At 31.7% G+C, this 16332-nt stretch carries 11 protein-coding genes; 8 read left to right on the forward strand and 3 right to left on the reverse strand.

From position 1 onward, the window contains the following. Positions 1–103 precede the first annotated feature (103 nt). Both GCL57_RS06260 and GCL57_RS06265 read left to right on the forward strand, forming a co-directional pair. On the forward strand, positions 104–1957 hold the full coding sequence (locus GCL57_RS06260) for a hypothetical protein (RefSeq protein WP_152212487.1): 1854 nt from the start codon (positions 104–106) through the stop codon (positions 1955–1957). Positions 1958–1978: 21 nt separating this feature from the next. After that, positions 1979–3058, forward strand: coding sequence for an aminopeptidase (locus GCL57_RS06265; protein WP_152212488.1), 1080 nt, complete (start codon positions 1979–1981; stop codon positions 3056–3058). On the opposite strand, the gene GCL57_RS06270 is transcribed toward GCL57_RS06265, so the two are convergent. Continuing rightward, positions 2958–4244 (reverse strand): MFS transporter, encoded by a 1287-nt coding sequence (locus GCL57_RS06270; protein ID WP_152212489.1) that lies wholly within the window; start codon positions 4242–4244, stop codon positions 2958–2960. The two genes, GCL57_RS06265 and GCL57_RS06270, sit on opposite strands and share 101 nt — an antisense overlap. A 520-nt stretch (positions 4245–4764) precedes the next feature. On the opposite strand from GCL57_RS06270, the gene GCL57_RS06275 reads away from it, so the two are divergent. From GCL57_RS06275 to GCL57_RS06295, 5 genes are all read left to right on the forward strand, one after another. Then, the gene (locus GCL57_RS06275) at positions 4765–5862 is read left to right on the forward strand and encodes a Glu/Leu/Phe/Val family dehydrogenase (protein ID WP_152212490.1); all 1098 of its coding nucleotides are present in this window, start codon (positions 4765–4767) and stop codon (positions 5860–5862) included. A gap of 4 nt (positions 5863–5866) precedes the next feature. Next, positions 5867–6367 (forward strand): EVE domain-containing protein, encoded by a 501-nt coding sequence (locus GCL57_RS06280; protein WP_152212491.1) that lies wholly within the window; start codon positions 5867–5869, stop codon positions 6365–6367. A gap of 9 nt (positions 6368–6376) precedes the next feature. Beyond that, on the forward strand, positions 6377–7552 hold the full coding sequence (locus GCL57_RS06285) for a thiolase family protein (protein WP_152212492.1): 1176 nt from the start codon (positions 6377–6379) through the stop codon (positions 7550–7552). Positions 7553–7755: 203 nt separating this feature from the next. Then, on the forward strand, positions 7756–8991 hold the full coding sequence (locus tag GCL57_RS06290; RefSeq protein ID WP_152212493.1) for a M13-type metalloendopeptidase: 1236 nt from the start codon (positions 7756–7758) through the stop codon (positions 8989–8991). A 476-nt stretch (positions 8992–9467) separates the two neighbouring features. Beyond that, the gene (locus GCL57_RS06295) at positions 9468–10889 is read left to right on the forward strand and encodes a leucine-rich repeat domain-containing protein (protein ID WP_152212494.1); all 1422 of its coding nucleotides are present in this window, start codon (positions 9468–9470) and stop codon (positions 10887–10889) included. A 98-nt stretch (positions 10890–10987) separates the two neighbouring features. Here the strand turns inward: GCL57_RS06295 and GCL57_RS06300 are convergent, their stop codons facing one another. Next, the gene (locus GCL57_RS06300; RefSeq protein ID WP_152212495.1) at positions 10988–12499 is read right to left on the reverse strand and encodes an SGNH/GDSL hydrolase family protein; all 1512 of its coding nucleotides are present in this window, start codon (positions 12497–12499) and stop codon (positions 10988–10990) included. Between the two features lie 553 nt (positions 12500–13052). On the opposite strand from GCL57_RS06300, the gene GCL57_RS06305 reads away from it, so the two are divergent. Beyond that, positions 13053–15896 carry a DEAD/DEAH box helicase gene (locus tag GCL57_RS06305; protein ID WP_152212496.1) on the forward strand — a complete coding sequence of 948 codons (2844 nt, stop codon included), beginning with the start codon at positions 13053–13055 and terminating at the stop codon, positions 15894–15896. Here GCL57_RS06305 and GCL57_RS06310 read toward each other — a convergent pair. After that, on the reverse strand, positions 15875–16264 hold the full coding sequence (locus GCL57_RS06310; protein WP_152212497.1) for an ACT domain-containing protein: 390 nt from the start codon (positions 16262–16264) through the stop codon (positions 15875–15877). The two genes, GCL57_RS06305 and GCL57_RS06310, sit on opposite strands and share 22 nt — an antisense overlap. Positions 16265–16332 lie beyond the last annotated feature (68 nt).

A 16332-nucleotide genomic window follows, 5' to 3' on the forward strand; every position in this document is an offset into this window, starting at 1 on the left:
TCATCCTTCGCCAATTTCTTTGCAAATTCTAAAAAAGACAAAATTTAAAATCTGAGGAGAGGCTTTTAAGAATTGTCATTTAATGTAGTTGTAAAGGTGAAAAATGGTGAGGTTGATTTCATTTTTATTGATTTTTTCGATTATTTGCTCTTGTCATTTTGAACGTAAAGGAATGATTTTTGTTACAGTGCTAAGCAATGGACAAAAATTGGGCCAGTCGGATGTCACTTTATATAGATCTTCTGATAAGCAAATTAAGGATGAAAAACTCAAAACTTCCCAAACAGATTCTTCTGGAAAAGTTGTTTTGGAAATTGACTATTCACAAATTAAAGAATTTAAAATAGTTGCTCAGAATGAAAATTTAGAAACCCTTTATTTACCAGAAATTAAATATTTTAAAACACCTTCTTGGTGGCAAGAGCAGGATATGGAGATCACTTTTCAATTAAGAGCAATTAAATTCCAAGAGCAGAAAAAAGTTGTAAATCAAATGGATCTTGATGAGAAAAGGTCTCAAAAAGAGACACTGCTTGATTTTCCTGAAGATCCAGTCAGTCAAAGTATTTCCATTAACCAATTTGAAAGTAATTTATTGCCTGAAGCTATTAATCCAAATATATTTAATTCCATGATAAATAATAAAAATAAACAAATTATTACCGAGATAAAAGAAAATGAAAACAGCTCACCCGAAATACATACCATAACCGAAAATAAAAATATTTTATTTGAAGATTCAATTGGTGTTGAAGTTTATTTTGATGGAAAACCACTTGACAATGTACAAATATATTTAGGTCGCAATGCAACGCAAAACGTTACATATGTAGGATCTACTGATATCAAAGGTTATTTGCTTATACCTATGCCAAAGCAGCGCAGAGGAGATATTCTATATATTAAAAAGAATTCCTATTTAACTGTAGCGAAACCAATTTCATCAGGGAGTGGAAGGCAAAAACTAAAAATTGATATGCTTTCTGGAAAAAGTTCAGAGTTTTTATTGCAATCTTTTGCGTATGGAATGGGGAGAGGAATGGACAAAACGGAATTGCATTTAAATTCTCTTAAAGTCGATCAATCTGGTGTTTTGGGCTTTGTTTCGTTAGCAAAGGCTCTAGATGATAAATCAAATATGAGTGTTGTGCAAAAGAATTCAATTCCAGAAAAATTTGACTCGTCTTTTTTAAAAAAGACGATTGAATTTCATAATCTTTTAAATCAAATACCAATTATTTTTGTTTCTTCATTAACGCCTTATAAACCATCTGTAGGTCTTATTGAGCCTCCTTTGGTTGGTTCTTTGCAAACTAATATGCTATGGAGAAGAATTCGTAGAGAGTTCTTTTCTAGATTTATGAATGAAACTTTTATGCGAGGAATTATTTCTGAAGATGTGCAAAAATTGGCAAACTCATTGAATTTCTCCCCTGTAGAAATGGCCAAAGCTGGTTGGAAAAACGCCCCCTTTGTTGCAGAGCTTGACATGTTAATGCAGATACAATTAGTTGAAGATAACGATAATAAATCTTTTTCTATAGAAGGAAAAGTATACGATAAAATGGGTAGATTTATTTCGGAAAGAAGAATCAATTTTAATACGATAGATGCTGAAAAAACAGCGGCGAAGATGTTTACGAGTTTAAGTGCCGATCTTCCTTTAGAAGGTTCAATTTTGAAAAAGAATAAACTTGAAGCAACTCTCAATCTTGGGAAAAATTTTAATATTTCAGTTGGAGATATGTTTGTCGCTTATGTTGCTAAAACGGCATTTGCTCCCCCAGATAAAGCCGTCGCAGTGTTAAAAATAAAAAGTGTAAATGAGAGAGAAAGCCTAGGGGAAATTATATCAGGTTTCGATAAAATAGAAAAAAGTGATATTGTGCGAATTGTACGTTATCCAGATAAAATTATTCAATCCGAATTTTCAAAGCATATGGCTAACTCTCAGTAATGAATAAAGGGAAATATTAAATTGAAAATTGTCTTAACTTTTGCAACTTCTATTTTATTTACAGGCTGTTATTCTTTGAGCCAAGGGTATGGTCAAATTAAATTATTAATGAAGCAAGAAGCTATTGAAGATGTCATAAAAGAAAATAAAGAACCAAAAGAACGATTGAGTAAATTAAAATGCGTGCAAACAATTTTGGAATTTGCAAAGAATGACATTGGTTTAGCACCAGGAAACAGTTATCAAAAGTACATTGCACTTGAGACACCCTACGTGTCTTGGGTGGTACAGGCAGCACAAAAACGCTCTTTAGAACTAAAAACATGGTGGTTTCCTTTTGTTGGTTCTCAACCATATCTTGGTTACTTTAATAAAGAATCAGCGCTTGAAAAGCAAAAAGCTCTTATTGATGAGGGCTATGACACTGTCTCGGGTGGTGTCACTGCTTTTTCATTGTTGGGGTATTATCCTGATCCTTTATATTCTTCTATTGTAGATAACTCTACAATACCACAATTTATAGAAACAATAATTCATGAATCATTGCATAGGACTATTTATATTCCAAATTACTATGCATTCAATGAAAACTTAGCAGATTTCGTTGCAAAGAAATCGACGGTTTTATTTCTAAAAAAATATCCTGAAATAGGCGAGAACCCTCAATTTTATGAAAATGAATTTAAAAAAACGCAAATAGCGCAAAAAAAATTCCAAGAATTTTTAAATAAAATAAAAAAAGATCTTGAATTCTTTTATGCTGAATCTTCAAAAAACTCAGATCACGAGAGCGAAAAAATATTTTTAGCACAACGGGAAATGATGTTTAATAATATAGCAGAAGAATATAAAAAATTTATGAATGGAGTTGAACTTGGCACAGTCTATGAAAATTCATTTAAGGCAGGTAAAATAAATAATGCTCTTATTTTGTCATATTCTGTATATGAGTCAAAACAAGAGCCTTTTGAAATTGCATTTAAAAATGCAGGAGGAGATATTAAGCAATTGGTGAAAAATCTTGAATTTTGCTTTGAGACTTCTCCGCGAGATGAACAGGAGCTTTGGCAGAAGGTTGAGCAGTGTAAGTCTTCTTCTTAAGAGAAATGCTAAAGATAAATAAGGGAACAGTGGTAAGAAGAATAACTCCGATAACTGCAAAGCTTGCATTTTCTGACCAAATTTCTGTCATAAATCCACCTGCAGTGGGTCCAAGAATCATACCCAAAGAGTAAATTAAATTAAAGATACCATAGGCTATATGATAAAGGCCTTTCATCTCAGATTTATCAATTTCATCAGCAAATGCAGAAAGAACGGGGCTCATAAAAAAGGCAGAAGAAACTCCGAGTAAACTCATTAAGAAAAAGATTGAAAAAATTGATTGAGTTGATGCTATGCTTAAGAAGATCACTCCGCAGGAAAACATACCAATGACAATCATTTTTAATTTGCCGTATTTATCTGCAAGTTTTCCAACAATAGGTGAAAAAAGACCAAGGGTTAAAACTTGAACACCAAATAAAAGCCCTATTGTAACGCTCGAAGCGTTAAATTGACGAGAAGCATAAAGTGCTAGGGTGGGTTCAAGCATTGAAATCATAAAAGATTCAATAAGAACAACTCCGCACAATCCGAAAAGAATATTATTTTTTGCAATCAATTTAAAGAAATCAAAATTATTATACTTATTGATGTCTACAATAACTTCATTTTTGTCTTTTAACATAAAAAAGAGAGATAAGCTGAGTAAAGCAAATATGGAAACGCCTAAAAAGGGGAGGAGAATCCCACCAAATTCATATAAAAATCCAGCAAAAGGAGCTCCTAAAAGGTGGCCAACAGAAACTCCAACCATGACTGTTCCAAGGGCAGTGGATCTTTTTTGAGGGTGGACATTTTGAGCAACTAAACTCAGACCCGCAGTCCAAGTGATTGCCGCCGAAGCACCTTGTAAGAAACGAGCGAAAAAGAGAATTTCAATACTGTTGCCAAAAGGAAAAAGAATTAAACTGAAGAAAAGGAGAAAGCCACCCAAAATGAGCGTCAATTTATTTCCAATTTTTTGCGTCAATAAATTAACAAATGGAACGCTTATTAAAAGTCCTACAGCATATATAGCAACGAATAAACTTGTCATTGTATTTGAAAGATTGAGTATTTTATCTGCGTAAACTGGAAGAAGAGGAACAACTATACCATAGCTCATAGCATCAACAAACATCGCAAAAGCAACTGCAATCACAACAAATATTTTATTTTTATTTTGATTAGTGACTGCATACATAGCAGTCCCCCTTTGTTATTATATTGAGATCTTTTATATTTTATTTATTAATTATCTTAATAAATATTATAATGATCTGAGTTAAAAATTTAATTTTATAAATTAATTTTTCCTGTCGCGCTTATTTAGGGACAGGCTAAGAATATTTAGGCCGGTCCAGGGCTAGCAGGGAGGAGGCTTGTGCCGTTCGAAATGAATTTCATAAAAACCCCATAAAATCGTACTCTTAAAATCATATCATAATTGCGTAATAATAACAAGTACAAAAATAAACCTCTATTTTTATTCGCTAAATCCGACAAAACAGAGAATTTATATATGCTATAATTAAAGGATTTTTTATTGATAGCATCCAACTTGTTTTTTCGTAATATTTTAGTTAATAGTGAGATGTATTAATTACAATTATGAAAAGCAAATAGCAATCCTATAGGGAGGGCACGTTAGTTAGATATTATTTTAAATAATATTAGATATTTAGACACTAAATCGACTTACATTTTTCTTAGAGGAGACAAAAATGAAGTTATTTTCACAGATTGAGAGTATGGGGCATGAACAAGTTGTTTATTGCAGTGATAAGGAGTCAGGTTTAAAAGCAATTATTGCCATTCATAACACGACTTTAGGGCCAGCTCTCGGAGGGACTCGGCTTTTACCATATGAAAAAGAAGATGAGGCATTGAATGATGTCCTTAGGTTAAGTCGAGGTATGACATATAAAGCAGCTTGTGCAGGACTTGCCTTAGGAGGGGGGAAGGCCGTTATTATTGCGGATCCTAACCAAAAATCTGAGGCTATGTTTCGTTCATATGGTCGTTTTGTTGAATCATTAAATGGGCGATATATCACAGCGGAAGATATGAATACAAATGTTGCAAATATGGATTACATTCGCTTGGAAACCCGTTATGTGACAGGAGTGTCTGCAGGATTTGGAGGCAGTGGTGATCCTAGTATAATGACTGCTAAAGGTGTTCTTTATGGAATAGAAGCTTCGATAAAATATAGAATTGGTAAAAATGATTTACAGGGAGTTAAAATAGCAGTGCAAGGAATTGGTGCTGTTGGAAAACATTTATGTAAAATGTTGCACGAAAAAGGTGCTAAACTTTTTATTACGGACATTGATGACAATAAATTAAAACAAGCGCATTCATTGTATAATGCAACAATTGTAACTGAAGCTGAGCTTTATTCATTGGATGTTGACGTTTATGCACCTTGTGCGCGTGGTTCGATTTTAAATTCTTCAACAATAGGAAGACTTAAAGCAAAAGTTGTTGCTGGCTGCGCAAATAACCAACTTGAAGATGAAGAAAAGCATGCAAAAAATCTAAAAGATAATAAAATTCTTTATGCACCAGATTATGTCATTAATGCTGGTGGACTTATTAATGTTGCAAATGAGCTCACAGGGTATAATCTTGAAAAAGTAGAGTCCGAAGTTGCAAGAATTGCAAATACTTTAGAATCTATTTTTATTGAGGCGGACAAATTAAGTTTGACAACACAAGAAGCAGCGAAACGTTTTGCAGAAAAGCGGATTCAAAGTGTAGCAAATTTAAAAATAATGTCGAGTTTTAATCATTCTGCAATTGGTAATATAATAAAGTAACGGCATGGATTTAAATTTAAAAAATAATCGAAATACACGCATCTGGCTTATGAAATCTGAGCCAGATGTCTTTTCTTTTTCAGATCTTGAGAAAAGAAAAAATCAAAAAGAGCAGTGGGATGGAGTTCGTAATTATCAAGCAAGAAACTTCATGATGAAAGATATGCAAGTGGGAGATAAAGTTTTATTTTATCATTCAAATGCAAGTCCAACTGGAATTGCGGGGCTCTGTGAAGTTATTGAAGAAGCAAAACCCGATGTCACTGCACTTGATCCAAATTCAGAATATTACGATCCAAAAGCAACTCAAGAGCAACCACGGTGGTTTGCTGTAACTGTAGGCAAACCCCAAAAACTCAATCGCTTTGTTTCTTTAGTCGAATTACGGGAAAAAAAAGAATTAAAAGAGATGCTACTCTTGCGTAAAGGACAGAGACTTTCTATCTTGCCAGTGACTCAACATGAGTACAACTGTATTTTAACAATGGCTTCAAGCAGAAAATAGAGGGTTAAAATGAAAAATGTTTATATCGTATCTGCAAAAAGAACTCCCGTTGGTCGATTTCAAGGCGCATTAAAATCGGTGTCAGCTTCTCGTTTAGGTGCTTGTGCTGTCAAGGCAGCCGTTGAAGCAAGTGGCGTGAGCAACACTCATTTTGACGAAATCATTATGGGTGAAGTTTTAACTGCAGGAGTAGGGCAATCTCCTGCTCGGCAAGCAGCTATTTATTCAGGTTTACCCGATTCCGTTCAGGCTTTAACTGTGGGCAAAGTGTGTGGCAGTGGTTTAAAGGCTGTTGTGCTTGGTGCTCAATCTATTATGGTTGGTGACTCCCATCTTGTTATTGCAGGGGGGCAAGAAAGCATGAGCAATGCTCCTTATATTTTGCCAAATGCACGAGATGGTTTACGCATGGGAAATAAAGAAATTATTGATTCTATGATTCAAGATGGATTATGGGATCCCTATAATAATTTGCATATGGGGAATTGTGCAGAAGTTTGTGCAAAAGAATATAAAATTTCCCGTGAAGAACAAGATGAATTCGCTCTTGAAAGTTATAAACGTGCACGCAATGCTATGGATCAAGGTTTATTTCAAAATGAAATTGCTCCTGTTACCGTTACCTCTTTTAAGGTAACAACTGAAGTGACTGAAGATGAAGAACCTAAAGCGGCCGATCTTGCTAAAATGAAAAATTTAAAACCTGCCTTTGAAAAAGATGGGACAATTACTGCTGCAAATGCATCTAAAATAAATGATGGTGCAGCTGCCCTCGTATTAGCTTCTGAGGATGCCGTTAAAAAATACAATTTAAAACCTCTTGCTAAAATTATCGGTTGGGCTGGTCACGCACAAGAACCTAAATGGTTTACAACGGCTCCAATTGCTGCAATACAAAAGGTATTAATTAAAGCAAAATTAACCTCTCAAGATATAGATATTTATGAAATAAATGAAGCTTTTTCTCTGGTTGCTATGGCAGCAATGCGTAAGTTAGAAATTCCACATGAAAAAGTTAATCCGAATGGAGGAGCTTGTGCCATTGGCCATCCTATTGGAGCCAGTGGAGCGCGTATTTTAACGACTCTTGTACATTCACTTATTCAACAAAAAAAGAAATATGGTCTTGCTACTTTATGTATTGGTGGTGGAGAAGGTATTGCAATGGTGATTGAAAGAGTTTAATAAAATTAAAAAAATTATTTATTTTCTTGCAACGTTGGTTGTAATTGAGTTATCTTCGCCTTAAGAAATCTCTTTTTTCATTTATAAAGAAATTTCTTTTATTTCTCATTATTTTCTATAAAAACACATAAATTTATAAAATTTCTTATTGAACAACTCTTTTCGCAGGGCTCTTTTTTGCCATCCATTTTGGAGAATTAAAAATGAATATCACTTCAAAAATTATACTAAGTTTATTGTTTTTTATAAATATAAATGCATGTAATCGGAGTCAATCTGATGATTCCCCATTAAACTTTAATATAAATCCATGTGATCATTTTTATGAATATGTCTGTTCAAATACAAGAGAAAGATACCCTTTTAGCAATGACAAGCAGGGCTTTATTTTTGCAGATATTTTCAGGTTGCATGTTAAAAATATAAAATCTGAATTAGGAGTTCCTGAAGAAATTCGAAGCAATTTTAATAAATTTAAAGACCAATGTCTTGAAGCAGAAAATAATAACTTAAATCTTTGTCAAGGCGCTGCAGAAGCAAGATATTTACAAAATTTATATGCAAAAAATATAAATTTATTTATTCCAAATTTTTTGGATCATGAAAAAAAAGCAAATGAAATATTTAATCGTCTAAAATTTAATCTCATTCAAAATGTACAAAAAAGTGACTTAATTGATGAAAGTATTAAAAATAAAGCGATTGCTGAAATGAATGAGAGTCAACTTATTATTCAGCAGCCAAAATTGCAAGAAGAGGATGCAAATAATGAAAATATAAAAATTGATTATGAAGTTTTAAACTCTCTAAATGACTATTTTTATAACATTGCCCATGAAAAAGATAAAAAAGTATTTATTGGATTAAGTGTCGTTCAATTACTTAATACATCCCATTCAAATAAAACAAATATAAACTCAGTGTCTCATATCATTGCACATGAGCTTGGGCATATTCTATTGAATCCATTCATTGGAAGTCCTCAGTGGAGTTATATTTTTAAAAGTTTAAGAGAAGAATTTAATGACTTAGAAGAAAGTAAAAATTTTTTGCCGAATTTTTTTGGATTGACATATGGTGAATACACATTTTCTGAAAATTTTTCTGATCTTGTTGCTATGCAGCTTAGCTATGAGGATTCTCTTTTAGCACAAAATGAAATGGAAGAAAATTCAAAAAATAGTAAAATAGGGACAAATAATAATGAAAAAGAATTTTTTATCTCTTATGCAAAGAATTTTTGTACGACTAAGAGGCATGCTGAAATGCCTCTCATTGTAAGCTATGAAAATAAATTAATCCCAGCAGATATGCATGCTAGAGCTGTTTATCGAGTGGATTTAGGTGTGAGGAGGATGCCACAATTTTCTGAAGCATTCCAATGTGCAGCTCATAATAAGCTCTCTTTTAAACCTGTTTTTGACTTAAAAATATGGTAAGAAAAATATTTGATCTTTATTTAGAAATGATATAAAGATTTTATATCATTAACCTTTAAAGATTAAGGCCACTCTTTCTTATGAAAAAAACTCTAAAAATATCTTATAGCAATAAAATCCTCGTAAAATCGACCTGCCATAAAATTTCATTATATTTAAGTTCATTCATTTCAAAAAAATTATATGGACCAAAGGAAATAAAAGCTACTGAAATAAATTTTTAATAGAGTTTTAATAGAGTTTTTTGCTTATTTGTTGTTTAATAGAAGTTTAAACCATTCTGTAAAGTGATTTTGGAAATCAAAATCACTCTTTTTTTTATAATAAAATATATCATCCGAAAATCACTTAAGTTTTAATTTGATCAATTATTTATATTCATAGCTTTTGTCATTGAAAATAATTTATTTATCGTATAATTCATAAATGTTCTAAAAGTTAATAGTTATTACATAGTTTTATAAGGATATTTTGCTTTGAAAATCAATAGTTTTAAAATTGCAGCACTTATGTTTCCATTATTAAGTATTTCAAACTCTACAAATGCGGAACAGATAAATGAAAATCATATTTTATTAAATAAAAATTTAACTGAAAGTGATAAGTCACATCAAGAAGATGTTCCTGAGAATAAAATTTTTTTAAAAGAGTATGATAGCAATTTATATGTTGTCAAAGATATAAATGGCGTAAAAAGTGCCAAGTCAGCTCTTACACGTGAAGGGAATTCTACGACTGCGGGAGTAACAGAAGATTTAAACGATTTTTCAGATTTTGAAATTCAAGTTTTATTTTCAAATCTAAGTGAAAATGACATAATAAGTTCAAATTTTAAAATAGCTCCCAGTGTAAATTCCGAACAGGCTTGTAAGCAAGTGCATTTTAAATTGCTTAATGATAAGATTATTCCTGAAATTAAAGATATCAAATTAGAAAAAGCGACAAGTTGTCAATATGATATTTTTGCTTCCAATGGAGCTCGAGTGAGCACATTTAACGTGCTTTTAAACCATACATTTAAAGAGTGGTGTTTGAATTCGGAGCAAAATTCTGAAATCTTTAATATTGCAAGAAATATTTCTTCAACCTGCATAATTGATCCAAATGAAATTCAAGACTTAAATTTAAAAGACATGAATATTTCAGATCTCAGTCTGTTAACAGGTTTTATAAATTTAACGACTCTTAACTTAGTGAAAAATAAAATATCACATTTACCAATTGGAATATTTGATAAACTAACAAATTTAAAATGGATTATCTTAAGTGAAAATAATCTTACTCATATTCCAAAAGAAACTTTCAATAAATTGAGTCAATTAGAAATTCTTTGGCTGATGAAAAATAAAATTTCGAGTCTTCCATTAGGTGTTTTTGATCACAATCCAAATTTAAATTGGATTTCTTTATATGAGAATGAACTTGAATATTTAGAGCCTGGAGTCTTTAGCAAGGTTGTCAATCTTGAGTCAATTGAATTATCTGATAATAAATTTAAAATCTTCCCTTTAGAATTAAATAATTTCACAAAATTGGTAAGCTTTGAAATTAATGACAATCAAATTTCTCAAATTCCTGAGAATGCTTTTTACAACAATAAAGAACTTGTTAATATAGGTATATTTGGAAACAAAATTAGTGAGCTACAAAGTCGTATTTTTCAAGAAAATCCTAATTTAGTTTTCCTCAATATAAAAAACAATAATTTGAGTTCTCTGCCAGATGGTTTTTTTGATAATCTTGTTTCTTTAGTAAATCTCGATTTGTCAAATAACCCTATTCCTTGTTATCCAAGAGAGATGCTTAAAAATAATATCAGTCTTGAGCTACTAGATAATGAAGAATTCATAAAAGATACAATGCTAGAGTCGATTAAATTTTGTAGAATAAACAATTAATTTTTTACAAATATTATAAACTTAATCCTTCGTATTTAAAATGCGGAGGATTAAGTATTTCTTTTTAAAAGCATCATGCTCTTCAAAGTTATTTTATTTTAAAATTGACACGAATGACTTCTCTGTATAGGCAGGGTTCTCTCTTGTTTAAATTCAAAGTTATTTAAAATATATTTAGCGATAACAAAGCCAAGTAAACCATGTGTGACTGAGGATGGATGCAAATCGTCAAAATACATATATCTTTCATTCTTTTTAATTTCATCTACCAAAGCAATACCTTCATGTGTGTTTGTTAAATTAATATCGTAGCGAAAACCTTCATACTCATAATATTTAAAATTATTTTTAGATAAATCACGAATGACATGGCGAATATCAAAAAGTTTAATATTTTCTTTTTTAGATTTTTTTTCAAGATCTGCATTAAATTTATCGACCAAACAAGAAATATGATTTCGAGTTTCTTGGGAGGCAGATTGAAACTGAGGAGAAATATAAATATCAGGCATATTTATGAGTAAAAAATTTTTTGCTCCATATGCTTTAAGTTTATTAATTGTATTAAATATTCCTTTTTGCGCGCATTCAATGCCTTTTATATTTTCCCAGCCTAAAGTGACAAGGTCATTTGGTCCAGCCCAAATAATATTTAAATTATTTGCTATATTCGTATGTTCTTTTAAGTGCCGATCTACCTGATTTTCAAGACAATCTAAGATCATGCCTAAAACAATTGTTTTGCACTGTAGACTTGAAATATTTGTAAACAGAGAATAATTGCCCGCAGTAGAACCTCCCTTAGCATAATTTAATAAAAACTGATCCACTCTATTTTTATTTAATCTGTGAGTCAAAATATCTTCGTATGTATAATATTTATTTTCTTTTTTATTTTCAGCCATAAAAAGCAGATAAGCTGGAATAATGTCGCACCAAACGTAACCATTTGTAAAACGTCCGTGCGGAGAATTATTTAAAATTTTAATATTTTTGTTAAATTCATTCAATTTAAGAAAAACTTTTCCTAAAGCCGATGAGTACATAAGACCTGCATCAGAAAGACTGTCACCAAAGACAACAATGCGTGAAACTTTTTTATTGGGTGTGCTGCCTAATTGTATTTTTTTAGAAGTTTCATGAAAAATATCTTTAATATAGTCCTTTTCGATAATATAGATATAAGTTGATTCATTTATATTTAATTTTGACATAAACCATATTTTAAATGCCTCTATATTTAGAGTTTGTGGATCGATATATGATTTATTTTGTCCAATAAATTTTTTTTGATTTGATTCGAATGAAATATACAAATATGCAATAAATTTTTGGATACTTCTTGGCAAAACTTTTCTAAAAATAAAGTTTTGATTTTTATTGAGCTCTCCAATATTATCAAGAAAATTTTGACTGAATATTTGTTTAGAGTCGTTTTCAAGGCATAAACAAATTTTTAAGCATAATTTTATATTAATTGGATTGATACTTTTTTTATAAATTTTTTCATGAACTTCATTCAGGCACTCTTGAATTGCTGTTTCTTTAGTTTTTCCAATTAATTTTCTTCCATTTAAAACTTGTTTTATCGAGCATCTAATCGTTTTCATAGTAAATCCATATCAAAAACAACAAATTATAAATTTATTATATTATTTGTTAAACGGTTTAATTATAGCAATAGTTTCAATTTGAGAATAAAAATTTATATAAAAATAATTGTGACTATGTAAGTCTAAATTATTAATACTTAAGTTATTTATAATGAATTGATTCGTTCAATTCATAAAATTATTATAATGATTTTAATTTTTTTATCAAGTTGTGGAATGCTTTGGTTAAAAATATTTTAAAAGAGTCTTATAAGATATTACAAAAATTAGTTTTTTTCAAAAACGTAAAAAAATATTTTAGTATTTTTTTACAAATAATAAAAATATCAAATTTAGTCAATTAGTATTTTTATTTTTTCAAATTAAAAATTTTTTAGAAATGTTTAAAAATTGAGCGTAATTTGGATTTGCCAAATGATCCTCTGGTATATTTTTACTTGCTCTATTTCCTATAGATGATTATAGAAAATGCTTGTATATTCATACAAAGATGAACTGAAAAATTGTTCACCTCTTTGATGATTTTAGAAGGTTATAACTGGAGGAAATTTTGAAGAAAAAAAGTCGTTCGCACAAGAGCTTTGGAGTGGAACGCTCCCAAAACCGAGACGCTGAATCAACACCAAGAAATGTAAAAGAAAAAACTTTCGGAGGGAGAAACTCCCAAAATAAAAAAAGCCCACAAGATCAAAGAAACTTTTCTTCACAAAAAAATTTCCAACGGAAAAATTGGCACCCTCAAGCTCACAAAGATCCTCAATTTGAATTCGATTCTCTCTTAATTGCAAAAAAAGGTGAAGAAAACCTTAAAAAATTTGCTGAAAATGCAAAAAAGAAAATTCAGCAATTGGTTGAAGGTAAAATAAGTGCAGTCGATTTAGGACTTGCTTTAACCTCGCATGGAGAAAGCTCACAAGAACTCTCAAAAGAGAGAGAGACAAATTCTAAACTTTTACCTCGTTTTTCTCCCAATAAATCATATATTAAAGCAGCTCAAAAAGAGCAGATAAATAAAACAATTGAGATTTCAAAAGAAGAAATCACTGCACCCACTCGAGGCTTTGCTTTAGCAAAACATAAGCGTGAAGTGGAAAGTTTAAAAAATATTCCGAATAATTATTCTGAAAAATCGTTACTTGTAAAAGAAAAATCACCCTTAAATGCCAAAATAACACCAGGTGGCTTGATGCTGGATGATTGGCAATATCAAGCTCTTGAAGCACTTCTTGCAGGCAAACACGTCATTGTAGATGCCCCTACTTCAGCTGGAAAAACAAGAGTTATTGAGGCACTTCTTGAATATCGTATGAAAGAAGGTGGGAGACTTATTTATACAAGTCCAGTAAAAAGTTTAAGTAACGATAAATATCGTGAATTTAGCGAAAAATATGGGCGTGAAAAAGTTGGAATCAATACGGGCGACTTTAAAGAAAATTTAAGTGCCCCCATCATTTTAGCAACACTAGAAACCTATCGGAACAGTTTATTAGGAATAGAACCTAATATGAATAGACGTGTGGTTGTCTATGATGAATATCATTTTTTACAAGATGAAAGTCGGGGGAGTGCTTGGGAAGAATCACTTATTTTAACTCCTAAAGACAGTCAATTGGTTTTATTATCTGCAAGTGTGCCAAATAGTGATGAGTTTGCACAATGGATAACAGGATTAACTGGCAAAGAAACAGCCGTTATTAAAGTTACAAAAAGACCTGTGCCTTTGGTACATATGGTTTATACAAAATTTGGCTGGCTGTTTGCAGAAGATTTAAAATTAAGCAATGAAGAATTTGCAATACTTTCTAAAGCAGCAAAACAGTTTCGTAAGGACACACGCCGCTTTCGTGGACGTGATGTTTATAATTCTTTTGCGCAGCCTATATTGCAAGCACTTGAATTAAATATGGGGCCAATTGTCATATATGCAGGACGCAGAGCAGATGTCGAAGGGATTGCCCTTAATTTTTCTAAACAATTGCGACAATCTTATGAGGGGCCCGAAGCTGAAAAATTAAGGGAACGTTTGAAAACACTATCTGGCTTTGAATATGTACCCCCTGAATTGCAAAGACTCATCACCCGCTATGGGATTGCTTATCATCACAGTGGAATGATTCCTCCTGGCCGTGTGGCAATTGAATCTTTATTAAAGGAAGGTCTTTTAAGAATTTGTTGTGGAACAATGGGAATCAGTTTGGGCGTTAATTTTGCTGTGCGCAGTGCATTTATATCAGATGAGTCTCGACCAAGCGAAAGTGGAGAAACTCGTTACTCTAATACCGAAATAATGCAGATGCTTGGCAGAGCTGGACGACGTGGGCATGATAAGCAAGGGTTTTCTCTTTGGTTTCATGCAGGGCGATATGCTGAACAACGGCCAAGAGAACGAGAATTGTGTCGCAGTTCACTTAAATTTGATCCTACAACTGTGATTGGTATTTTAGGACAGCACCAAAGCATAGCTTATTTATCAAATTTTTATCAAAAATCTTTTTTTATGATTGGCAAAGATTCTTCACAAGTACTTGTTGCAGACCATGATCTTCTTTCGGGAGCTTTATATCGTAAAAGTGGATTTGAAAATATTGCTTGCACCGATATTCCACAGACATATAAAAAATTCCAAAAAGGGAAAAATCGATCTGATATTGCTTGCAATCGCTGCCCAGCAAAAAAAGTTTGCCACACTATGATGGGTACAGCTCGTAACAGTATGCTCAATAAAATTGTCACACATTTACAGGATGTGGGTGCATTAAATGATTCTGTTCCTACTGAAATGGGTAATTTAGCCCGTCACTTTCCGCAAGCAGGTGGCCTCATAATTGCAAATTGGTTAGCTCAAGGATATTTAAATAAAGATACTTTTTTAGATTATATTCAAGCAATGGCAGCATTTGGTGCGGCTCATTTTAAAGAAATACCAGATACTTTTGCTGATATGGCTTTTTTAAATGATTTAAAAATTCCTTCTCTAATTGAAAAATATTATCCATGTGCACTTTTCCCTGAATTATATGATGAAGTGAAAGCAAGGCGTGGAGAAGAAATTCAAGAAGGAAATGAACTTGTCTTTCGGGAATTTAATTTAGGGGCAGCATCGCTTATTAAACATTGGTTAAACCCAAAAACACAGTGGGAAGATTTAGTCGAAGAACATTCCTCTAAATATTTTTCAGCAGGCGATTGTATGAATGTTCTTTTCCGCTTTTCTACCTTCTTACAAAGCTGTGGGCGTTTAGGGGAATTTGATCCTGCTCTTGCAGCTGAAGCAAAAAGGTTACAAAGAGTTCTATTACGTGAACCATTGGATGCACGCAATAGAATGCTTGTTGAAGAAGCAAATGAGCTTGAAAACATTCCTGAATCTCTTCAAACTGGAATAATAGAATGACCGGCTTCATTTAGTGCTTTAAGAGCTTTATCAAGCATAAATTCTTTTATGAGAATATAATCAGTCTCAAAAGTTGATGTAATAAAAACGCTGATTTCTTCTTTTGAAAGGGGTAATAAAATTGAGACTAAGATCTCTGAGTGAGAGAAATCGAATGTGCTTTTAATGCGCAATGCGCGCCATCCATTTGAAATTTGAAACATAAAACATTTTTTGAAATGAATAGGGCAAATAATGGTATTATAGTAATCATCCGAAATGATGCTGATAAATTGATCAGGATCGTTGAAAGAAAGTGGAGTTTTATTTAAAGTTTTACCAATTAAATAAGCTTCACTTAGTAATTCAAGTTCTATATTATTAATCATTTTTTACACCTTGATAAAAGCTCTTATTGCTGAGTACTATGGTTATTTTTGACTTTGATTATAGTTTA

This window comes from Fluviispira multicolorata (assembly GCF_009208585.1).
GTDB classification, from domain to species: Bacteria; Bdellovibrionota_B; Oligoflexia; order Silvanigrellales; family Silvanigrellaceae; genus Silvanigrella; species Silvanigrella multicolorata.

Bases quoted from the DNA above. Each gene is read 5' to 3' on its own strand.
- GCL57_RS06260 (WP_152212487.1), top strand. From the start codon at position 104: ATGGTGAGGTTGATTTCATTTTTATTGATTTTTTCGATTATTTGCTCT.
- GCL57_RS06270 (WP_152212489.1), bottom strand. From the start codon at position 4,244: ATGTATGCAGTCACTAATCAAAATAAAAATAAAATATTTGTTGTGATT.
- GCL57_RS06275 (WP_152212490.1), top strand. From the start codon at position 4,765: ATGAAGTTATTTTCACAGATTGAGAGTATGGGGCATGAACAAGTTGTT.
- GCL57_RS06280 (WP_152212491.1), top strand. From the start codon at position 5,867: ATGGATTTAAATTTAAAAAATAATCGAAATACACGCATCTGGCTTATG.
- GCL57_RS06285 (WP_152212492.1), top strand. From the start codon at position 6,377: ATGAAAAATGTTTATATCGTATCTGCAAAAAGAACTCCCGTTGGTCGA.
- GCL57_RS06290 (WP_152212493.1), top strand. From the start codon at position 7,756: ATGAATATCACTTCAAAAATTATACTAAGTTTATTGTTTTTTATAAAT.
- GCL57_RS06300 (WP_152212495.1), bottom strand. From the start codon at position 12,499: ATGAAAACGATTAGATGCTCGATAAAACAAGTTTTAAATGGAAGAAAA.
- GCL57_RS06310 (WP_152212497.1), bottom strand. From the start codon at position 16,264: ATGATTAATAATATAGAACTTGAATTACTAAGTGAAGCTTATTTAATT.